Origin of the sequence: Paenibacillus sp. (assembly GCF_035645195.1) — a bacterium.
In the GTDB taxonomy this organism is placed as follows: Bacteria; Bacillota; Bacilli; order Paenibacillales; family YIM-B00363; genus Paenibacillus_AE.
The window spans coordinates 1-8,205 of sequence record NZ_DASQNA010000011.1; the positions used below are offsets into that span (position 1 = coordinate 1).

6 protein-coding genes, 13 tRNA genes and 1 rRNA gene are annotated in these 8,205 nt (G+C 54.2%); all 20 read left to right on the forward strand.

The genetic code is table 11. The features are described 5' to 3' along the window. Positions 1 to 22 precede the first annotated feature (22 nt). Positions 23 to 139, forward strand: a 5S ribosomal RNA gene (rrf, locus tag VE009_RS05250). A 20-nt stretch (positions 140 to 159) separates the two neighbouring features. Then, a tRNA-Ile gene (locus tag VE009_RS05255) sits at positions 160 to 236 on the forward strand. An 18-nt stretch (positions 237 to 254) separates the two neighbouring features. Beyond that, positions 255 to 330: transfer RNA gene (locus tag VE009_RS05260), tRNA-Ala, on the forward strand. Between the two features lie 7 nt (positions 331 to 337). Beyond that, positions 338 to 413, forward strand: a tRNA-Asn gene (locus tag VE009_RS05265). 3 nt (positions 414 to 416) lie between these two features. Then, positions 417 to 490: transfer RNA gene (locus VE009_RS05270), tRNA-Met, on the forward strand. Positions 491 to 498: 8 nt separating this feature from the next. After that, a tRNA-Glu gene (locus VE009_RS05275) sits at positions 499 to 573 on the forward strand. Positions 574 to 581: 8 nt separating this feature from the next. After that, a tRNA-Val gene (locus VE009_RS05280) sits at positions 582 to 657 on the forward strand. A gap of 9 nt (positions 658 to 666) precedes the next feature. Next, positions 667 to 743, forward strand: a tRNA-Asp gene (locus VE009_RS05285). A gap of 8 nt (positions 744 to 751) precedes the next feature. Beyond that, positions 752 to 824: transfer RNA gene (locus VE009_RS05290), tRNA-Lys, on the forward strand. A gap of 18 nt (positions 825 to 842) precedes the next feature. Beyond that, positions 843 to 928 (forward strand) — tRNA-Leu (locus tag VE009_RS05295). 13 nt (positions 929 to 941) lie between these two features. Continuing rightward, a tRNA-Leu gene (locus tag VE009_RS05300) sits at positions 942 to 1,024 on the forward strand. Between the two features lie 12 nt (positions 1,025 to 1,036). Beyond that, a tRNA-Gly gene (locus tag VE009_RS05305) sits at positions 1,037 to 1,111 on the forward strand. 11 nt (positions 1,112 to 1,122) lie between these two features. Beyond that, a tRNA-Arg gene (locus tag VE009_RS05310) sits at positions 1,123 to 1,199 on the forward strand. Positions 1,200 to 1,205: 6 nt separating this feature from the next. Continuing rightward, positions 1,206 to 1,278 (forward strand) — tRNA-Val (locus tag VE009_RS05315). 715 nt (positions 1,279 to 1,993) lie between these two features. Beyond that, positions 1,994 to 3,046, forward strand: coding sequence for a helix-turn-helix transcriptional regulator (locus VE009_RS05320; protein ID WP_325006361.1), 1,053 nt, complete (start codon positions 1,994 to 1,996; stop codon positions 3,044 to 3,046). A gap of 178 nt (positions 3,047 to 3,224) precedes the next feature. After that, positions 3,225 to 4,409: a glycosyltransferase family 4 protein gene (locus tag VE009_RS05325; protein WP_325006362.1), complete on the forward strand. Its 1,185-nt coding sequence runs from the start codon at positions 3,225 to 3,227 to the stop codon at positions 4,407 to 4,409. Positions 4,410 to 4,424: 15 nt separating this feature from the next. Beyond that, positions 4,425 to 5,471 carry a CotS family spore coat protein gene (locus tag VE009_RS05330; protein ID WP_325006363.1) on the forward strand — a complete coding sequence of 349 codons (1,047 nt, stop codon included), beginning with the start codon at positions 4,425 to 4,427 and terminating at the stop codon, positions 5,469 to 5,471. After that, positions 5,464 to 6,522, forward strand: a complete 1,059-nt coding sequence (locus VE009_RS05335; RefSeq protein ID WP_325006364.1) for a CotS family spore coat protein — start codon at positions 5,464 to 5,466, stop codon at positions 6,520 to 6,522. Before VE009_RS05330 ends, VE009_RS05335 begins: the two co-directional genes overlap by 8 nt. Further along, complete coding sequence (locus tag VE009_RS05340) at positions 6,519 to 6,725, forward strand: amphi-Trp domain-containing protein (RefSeq protein WP_325006365.1); 207 nt, start codon at positions 6,519 to 6,521, stop codon at positions 6,723 to 6,725. The genes VE009_RS05335 and VE009_RS05340 overlap by 4 nt, the downstream gene beginning before the upstream one ends. 167 nt (positions 6,726 to 6,892) lie before the next feature. Continuing rightward, the gene (locus VE009_RS05345) at positions 6,893 to 7,843 is read left to right on the forward strand and encodes a Gmad2 immunoglobulin-like domain-containing protein (RefSeq protein WP_325006366.1); all 951 of its coding nucleotides are present in this window, start codon (positions 6,893 to 6,895) and stop codon (positions 7,841 to 7,843) included. The last annotated feature ends 362 nt before the right edge of the window (positions 7,844 to 8,205 follow it).

Here is an 8,205-nt window from a genome sequence, read left to right on the forward strand (position 1 = left end):
CTTGGCGGAAACATCACTTAGGTTTGGTGGTAATGGCGGAAGGGAACCACGCGTACCCATCCCGAACACGAACGTTAAGCCTTCCAGCGCCGATGGTACTTGGACCGCAGGGTCCCGGGAGAGTAGGACGCCGCCAAGCCTAACAAATTTTAATCATTAGGGCCTTTAGCTCAGCTGGTTAGAGCGCACCCCTGATAAGGGTGAGGTCGGTGGTTCGAGTCCACTAAGGCCCACCATAACAACCTCATAATCTTGGGCCCATAGCTCAGCTGGGAGAGCGCCTGCCTTGCAAGCAGGAGGTCAGCGGTTCGATCCCGCTTGGGTCCACCAATAACATTCCCTGATAGCTCAGTCGGTAGAGCACTCGACTGTTAATCGAGTTGTCGCAGGTTCGAGTCCTGCTCGGGGAGCCATGTGGCGGCGTAGCTCAGCTGGCTAGAGCGTACGGTTCATACCCGTGAGGTCGGGGGTTCGATCCCCTCTGCCGCTACTTAATACGGCCCGTTGGTCAAGGGGTTAAGACACCTCCCTTTCACGGAGGTAACAGGGGTTCGAATCCCCTACGGGTCACCATAAAACATGGGCGCTTAGCTCAGCTGGGAGAGCATCTGCCTTACAAGCAGAGGGTCGGCGGTTCGATCCCGTCAGCGCCCACCATGTTACTGCGGAGCCGTGGTGTAGAGGCCTAACATGCCTGCCTGTCACGCAGGAGACCGCGGGTTCGAATCCCGTCGGCTCCGCCATTATTCATGAGCCATTAGCTCAGTCGGTAGAGCACCTGACTTTTAATCAGGGTGTCGAAGGTTCGAGTCCTTCATGGCTCACTTTTTCAACAATATCATGCGGTTGTGGTGGAATGGCAGACACGCTATCTTGAGGGGGTAGTGGGCGTACGCTCGTGGAGGTTCGAGTCCTCTCAACCGCACCATACAATTTCATACGCGGTCGTGGCGGAATGGCAGACGCGCTAGATTCAGGTTCTAGTGGGGTAACACCCGTGGAGGTTCGACTCCTCTCGACCGCACTTATTTGCCACGCGGACGTGGCTCAGTGGTAGAGCATCGCCTTGCCAAGGCGAGGGTCGTGGGTTCGAATCCCATCGTCCGCTCCATAATTTCATATGTGCCCTTAGCTCAGCCGGATAGAGCGTTTGACTACGAATCAAAAGGTCGGGAGTTCGAATCTCTCAGGGCACGCCATTTCTTGATCTGTTAGCTCAGCTGGGAGAGCACCATCTTGACAGGGTGGGGGTCAGTGGTTCGAGCCCACTACAGATCATATAACACGAAAGCTCTTGCCGCATGCGCAAGAGCTTTTTGCATATCGTCCATGTTCCTCCGCCAAATCCGTGAATCGGACGGTAGGAACATTAATAATTGCGCCGGATAAATCAGAGAGGCCCATTGTGCTCATAAAATGGAAAGCGTTCTCTTAAGGGAAAAGAAGAGGCGAGGGGGTTCCGAAAAGGAAGTTCCGTAATGCTCATAATCTAGGGGATCTTTCCGTTTCCTTCTGCTTCAGCAGGATTGGCCGCGTTCGTCCTAAAGGTAGTCAAAATTTCCTCATCCATGTCTAAATATTGAACGATGTTAACGATGTCGACGCGAATCTTTTGATGCGGTTCCTTATACATGGTATATTCTCTCCTATAGCTTCAACCATAATAGCTGACCGTTCGATGTTATATTTTTATCCGACTTGACTTTATGCGCAGCAAGAACGGTCTTCGAAAGAGAGAGGAAGTTTCTTGCGAAGCAGACGCGACGTGAGCGGCGTTTCAGGAATGGGAGGCATTGTCTGTAAGCGTCTACTACAATTTAACACACATAAAATATTCGTGGAAAACGGCAAACGAATGGATATTCCTTCTTATTTCAAGAGGAATTCCTTATTCTCCGCAATACCTTGCCCGCTTTTTATTAATATTCATTTTTAGAATATTTACCAAATGGATACGATATAAAATCATATGGTGGACTCTAGGGGTGAACCAATGAGCAAACTGATTGGCGAACGAATAAAAATGCGGAGGAAAGAACTGGGCTATAAACAGGCGGCTGTAGCCAAAGAGCTCGGAATTACGCAAGGGAATTACAGTAAGATCGAGAACGGAATGATAAAAATTAACGCTGCGGATCTGCAAAAGTTGGCGAACATCTTGCAGATCAGCCCGTTGTTTCTCATGGAGACGGAGGATGAGCTCAACACCTTCGCAGAAGATACGATGTATCAGGTAATCCAAATGTATGGCGATAACAGGTTCAAAGAAGTACTTGAAATGGTTCAGCGAGTTCGTCAGACGGATGCGTTTCGGAATGAACGCGATTTCATCCGGCTCCTAATTTGGGAGGCGCGCACCCTCAATATGGTAGGAAACGTAGACGAAGCAATCGAGATCTTAGAAGATGTCGTAAAAAATAAAATGCATTTGTTGAATCGCGTGGATCAGGCGACAGCGTATTTATCGTTTGCCACGGCACAATATAACTTTACTCTAGTGTACCCCGATTATCCGGAAGTCGTGGATCGGCTTAAGCTCGCTGCGTCCTATGCAATGAAAGCAGAGGATGTGTTTAGACCCTACAAAGATATCTCGTTAAGGTTTTATAACAATGCTCTTTTGATTATCGGACTCATATGGAGCGCCTTAACGGCCAAGACGGGCAAAGTAACGGATTTCCGCGAAGGGGAGCAATACCTTTTGAAAACGCTCGAGCTGGCGAATGAGACGCTGGAGTGGACGGTAGCGACGAAAGGCGACGTTTATGTCGCCCGAGCGGAAAATCATTTCGTCTTCCAGGATGCCGAAGCGGCAATCCGGTTTACTCGCAGAGCGATCCGCTATTATCGAATCGCGAATTACGTAGCAGGTCAAATGAACGCTTTCGTTAACTTGGGGAAGTATTATACATTCCTCAATCAACCGCACCAAGCGAAAATATGTTGGGATCGAGCATACGCCCTCGCTCTGAAACACCCTTCATCCGTGTTGCCCGATATCCGGAATGAGCTGGAGAAGCTAGGGTACTCGCTTCCAACAACTTAACGTAGTGTCTAGCTTGAAACCAAGCTCTTGCGTGCCTGCGCAAGGGCTTTTCTTTATGCCCGCAGCGTTGTCCCCTATTCTACCGAAGGGCCGTCCATTTTATAAGCGAATGTAAAATCGCCGTTTCTCTTTCGCTATACCAACATATGGTAGTAGTAGAGGAGCGGAGGTGAAAGCAATGGGGAAACAATCGCTGCGCATCGCGATGATTTGCACGGAAATGCTGCCGGTTCCGCCGATTCGCGGCGGCGCCGTTCAAATATTGATTCAGGGTGCGGCGTCCTATCTCAGCAAGAAACATAGAGTTACGATTTATAGTATTTCGGATCCGGACTTAGCCGATCGGGAATTCGTCGACGGGATCGAATACGTGCGTTTGCCGGCGGACGGTTACGAATACCGCGTCGGGATGGAGCTGGCAAGGCTTCGGAAAACGAAGCTCCTGTACGACGTCATCCATGTATTCAACAGGCCGCGCAACGTGCTGATTTACAAATCGGCCATGCCGGAAAGTCGCTTCGTGCTGAGCCTTCATAACGAAATGTACCGCGACGGTAAAATTTCGTTAGAGTTGGGGCGCTTAACGATCCGCGCGTTAGATCGCATCATGAGCATCAGCGATTATATCGGAAGAACGATCGCGGCCCGGTTTCCGGCTGCGAGGCGAAAGTTGAGAACGGTGTACTCCGGGATCGACCTTGAGCGATACGCGCCCGCATGGACGGAAGCAGGGCAAGCTCTTCGCGATCAAATGCGTAAGAAGTACGGTTTAGAAGGCAAAAAAGTCGTTTTGTTCGTCGGCCGCTTGAGTGCGGTCAAAGGCCCTGACGTCCTGATTCGCGGCATGGAGCCGATTTTCGCCAAATATCCGGAATCGGTTCTCGTCATTGTCGGCAGCAAATGGTTTCACGACGAAAAGATCGATGAATTCGGCGCTAGACTTCGGCGGCTGGCAGAACCGTTCGGGGACCGGATCCGCTTTACCGGGTTCGTTCCGCCGGATCGCCTTCCCGAAGCGTTCTTGCTAGGCGACGTATTCGTCTGCAGCTCGCAGTGGCAGGAGCCGCTGGCTCGAGTCCATTACGAGGCGATGGGCGCCGGTTTGCCGGTCGTCACGACGAATCGGGGCGGCAACGGCGAAATCATTTCGCACATGACGAACGGCTGGTTGATTGATGATTATACGAATCCGAACGCGTTTACCGAGGCGATCGACGCTTTGTTCGGCCAGCCCGAGGAGGCGCTTCGGATGGCCAAGGCGGGACGGGCTTTCGTCGAGAACGATTTCGGCTTCGAACACGCGGCTGCCCGGTTGGAACAGTTGTACCGGGAAGCGCTTCGCCGAAAAAAAACGAAGCATTAAAAAGGAGGGGTCGACATGGACCCGACGATGTCGCAAGTCGTCAAGCGCGTGATGGCGCACTATCCCGTCGAGATTAAACAAATCTACTTGCTTTCTTTCAAGGGGAAGAAGGCGGTATGGTCCGTGGATACGGATCAAGGCGAGTTGATCGTGAAGAAGGTGCCTTTCGCACCGAAGGACATCGGATTCATGATTCATGCGATCGATTATTTGCGCGAGAGAGGCGTTCACACCCCGGCGGTTTGGAAAACGACGAACGATCAGGGCTTCGTAACGGTGGATGGGGAACATTTCGTCGTATTCGAGGCGGTTCGGGGACGATCCCCGGAATACAAGATCGAGGGGGAGCTGCGGTTGATCATGAGGGGGATGGCAGCTTTCCACCAAGCATCCCGGGGGATCGAATCGCCGACGGGCGAATTCCCTTCCATGCTGCTCAACGAGTGGGAGAAGGACATGACGGTCCGATTGGGGCGGTTGGAAACTTGGAAAGCGGAAGTGACGCACAGGGGGCCGCAAGGCGAATTCGACCGACTGTTCTTGGATCACGTCGACGTCTTCTTGTCGGACGGACGGAAAGCGATCGCGCTGCTCGCCGCCAGCGGGTTCGAACGATGGCTGGAGCAAACAAGAGCTGCGAAAACGTTATGTCACCAAGATTTCGCGGCAGGCAACCTCGCCATCGGCGACGACGGATTGCTTTATGTTTACGACATGGACTCGCTGACGGTGGACGTGCCCATCCGGGATTTGCGTAAAATTTTGAACAAGGTGATGAAGAAAGATTGCGCTTGGTCGCTTGAACGAATGCTGTTCATGCTTCGGTCGTACCAAGAGGTGCATGCGCTGACGGACAATCACTATCGTTCCCTGACGGCCGACCTGCTGTTTCCGCACTTGTTTTACGGTCAAGTCTCCAAGTATTACGAGCGTCGCGAGCCGAACTGGACCGAGCGCAAGCATATCGAACGGCTGAACGAAATGATCGCCACCGAGCACAGCAAACGGGACGTCCTCGAGGCGTTCTTGAATCGGCTCGGGGAGGTGGTCGGCCATGGGTGACGTCACCGGCTACGACAGCGCGCCGGATGTCGCGTTGGGGCTGCAACTGATGGCGGAGCATTACCCGCAGATGCGGACGATCTCTGCCGAGGTCATCCAAGGCGGAGGCATTAAGACGCTATGGAAACTAGATACGTCCCAGGGCGTCTTCTGCTTGAAACGAATTCGCAAATCGATTCCCATCGTCGATTTCACGACCGCCGCGCAAATGTATTTGCGGAGGAAAGGCGCGCTCGTCGCCGATATCGTGCCGACGAAGTCCGGAAAGCCTTACTTCGTCCACGAGGGCTACGCGCTCGTGCTTTACGGTTGGATCGAAGGAACGGATTTGGATATGGAAGAAGAAGCGGAACACTTGGAGCACGGCATGGCAGCGTTGGGACGGTTTCACCGGCTGAGCCGGGGCTTCGTTCCGCCGCAAGCCGGCGAGACGTACGATCGTATGGGCGCCTGGCCGGCGCATTATGCCGGAATGGTCGCCAATTTGAAAGCTTGGAAACAGTCGGCATCGTCCGAAGCGGAACCCGATGAGTTTTGCAGCCTATTCTTGACCGGCGTCGATCGCGCGATTCGGTGGGGGGAGCTGGCGATCGACCTGCTTGCGCGTTCCTGCTACGCGAGTTGGGTTGCCGAGATCGGCGCGTATGGGTACATGTGCCACCAAGATTACGGCAAAGGCAATGCGCTGCTCACCGAACGCGGGGTATATGTGCTCGATCTGGACAATCTCGCCTACGACATACCGCTGCGCGACGTCCGTAAATTGATCGCGAAACGGATGGAGGAGCTGGGCACGTGGGATGCGGACGAAATCGACCGGTGGGTTCGCGTATACGGCGCTGAATTCCCTCTGACGCCTGAACAGGTGCAAGTGTTGTATATCGACCTTCTGTTTCCTCATCATTACTATGGGATTTGCAAGAACGCATTCGAAAAAGGAAAGCCGGGCGTGGCCAAAAAGTTAGGTAAAAGCATGCGGTTCGAGGAAGGGAAGGTTCCGGTGCTTGAACGGCTCCTGCAAGTTTCGTTAGAGGGAGGTGATCCGGAATGAAGCTGGAAGAAGAGTTCGTCGGGCGGACGGCGCATTTCGCCGAGCTGCTCCGCACCGTGGCCGATCGTCTGGAGGCGGAACATTTTACGATTCGGGGGCTGCCCGTGGCGCTCCCGGACGCTGACATGGAATACAAAATCAGTTACAAACGCGACGCCGGCGGTTACAAGCTTACGATCGGCATTGAATGGATCGGCGAGTAATGTCGAGAGCACCCACCCTCCCAGGGCTGGGTGCTCGTTTTGTCTCACGATCGGGGATACTCCCTTCGTGTGGCGGTTATGCTAACGAAGGATCTCGTTCTGGGTAGTCGGCGCATGGAACAAATCAAGCTTATGCTTCGTCTACTGTGGAAAGGAGTTGAAGAAGCATGAGAAAACGCGTTGCGTTGTTGGCGCTGCTGTTCGTTCTAGCCCTGACGTCCGCCTGCGGAGGCGGGGGCGGCGGGACGGCTGCGGAACCGCCAGCGGATAATCCGGCCGCGGAGCCGGAACCTTCCGAGGCGAAGGCTCTGGACAGGGGGTACGTCGTTAAGAAGGAAGCCGGGCGGTGGTTGGTGACCGCTTACGTCGAACAGGACGCAGGTCCGCGTATCGACGCGTTTTCGTTTGAGGTCAACGGGGAGACGGCGCTGCAAACCGAAGACGGCCAATCGCTCGGGGAGGACGACATCCAAGTCGGCGACCAAATCGAGGTGTGGCATACCGGACCGATCCAAGAATCGTATCCGGCGCAAGCGGTCGCTTCGAAAATCGTCGTTCATCCGGACGAGGAAACGGCCGCGGCAGAGGGAACGATCGATCGTACGGCCGCCGTTCAAGCCGCCCTGAGCGCTCAAGCGGAAACGAGCGGAGTGTGGAGCGTGAAGGCTGCCGCGCGGAATGCGGAGAGCGCCCGTTGGGATGTGGAGCTGGTTCGTCAAGAAGCCGTCGACCAACCTGTGTCTCTCAAAATCGACGCGAAAAGCGGCGAGATCGTCAAACCCGTGGCGGAGAACGCAGCGTTCCGCGTGTACGCCCCTGCCCCGAGCACGGAGGCGGATTCGGGCTTTATCGTGGAAGGCGAGGCCCGCGTATTCGAGGCGGCGTTCAGCTGGACGCTGGAGGACGGGCATGCGATTTTGGCCGAAGGACATGAGATGGCTTCGGCAGGCGCGCCCGCTTGGGGATCGTTCCGCTTCAAGGTGAACTATGAGCATGCGCAGCAGCCGAACATGATGCTAGTGCTCTTCGTTCACAGCGCCAAGGACGGGAGCGTGGAGCAAGAACTCGTCATTCCGTTGAAGGTGCCGGAGGGCCGAATTAAATACACGACGGAATAAGTACAGCCCTTGCCGCCGCAAGGGCTGATTTCCTCGCCCAGCATCTACCATTTGATTTACGGGCAACATCCGTGCTATATTGTTCTTCCGGCCGCGAGAGCGGCGGCGGCGAGCAAGAGGCCGAGGCGACGGTAAGAAATTACCAGTTGCAATGAGATGTCCGAATATGATATATTCAAATTCCGGTCGCGAAAAGCGCATCGGACAAGCAAAAAGGCAACACAAGCTTGCTCCTTGAAAACTGAACAACGAGCGCATACGCGCTGTGAGCAATCACAGCAAAGTTTTAAAGCTAGCTTGTAATGAGCATAGACGAACTACCCTTTTTGGAGAGTTTGATCCTGGCTCAGGACGAACGCTGG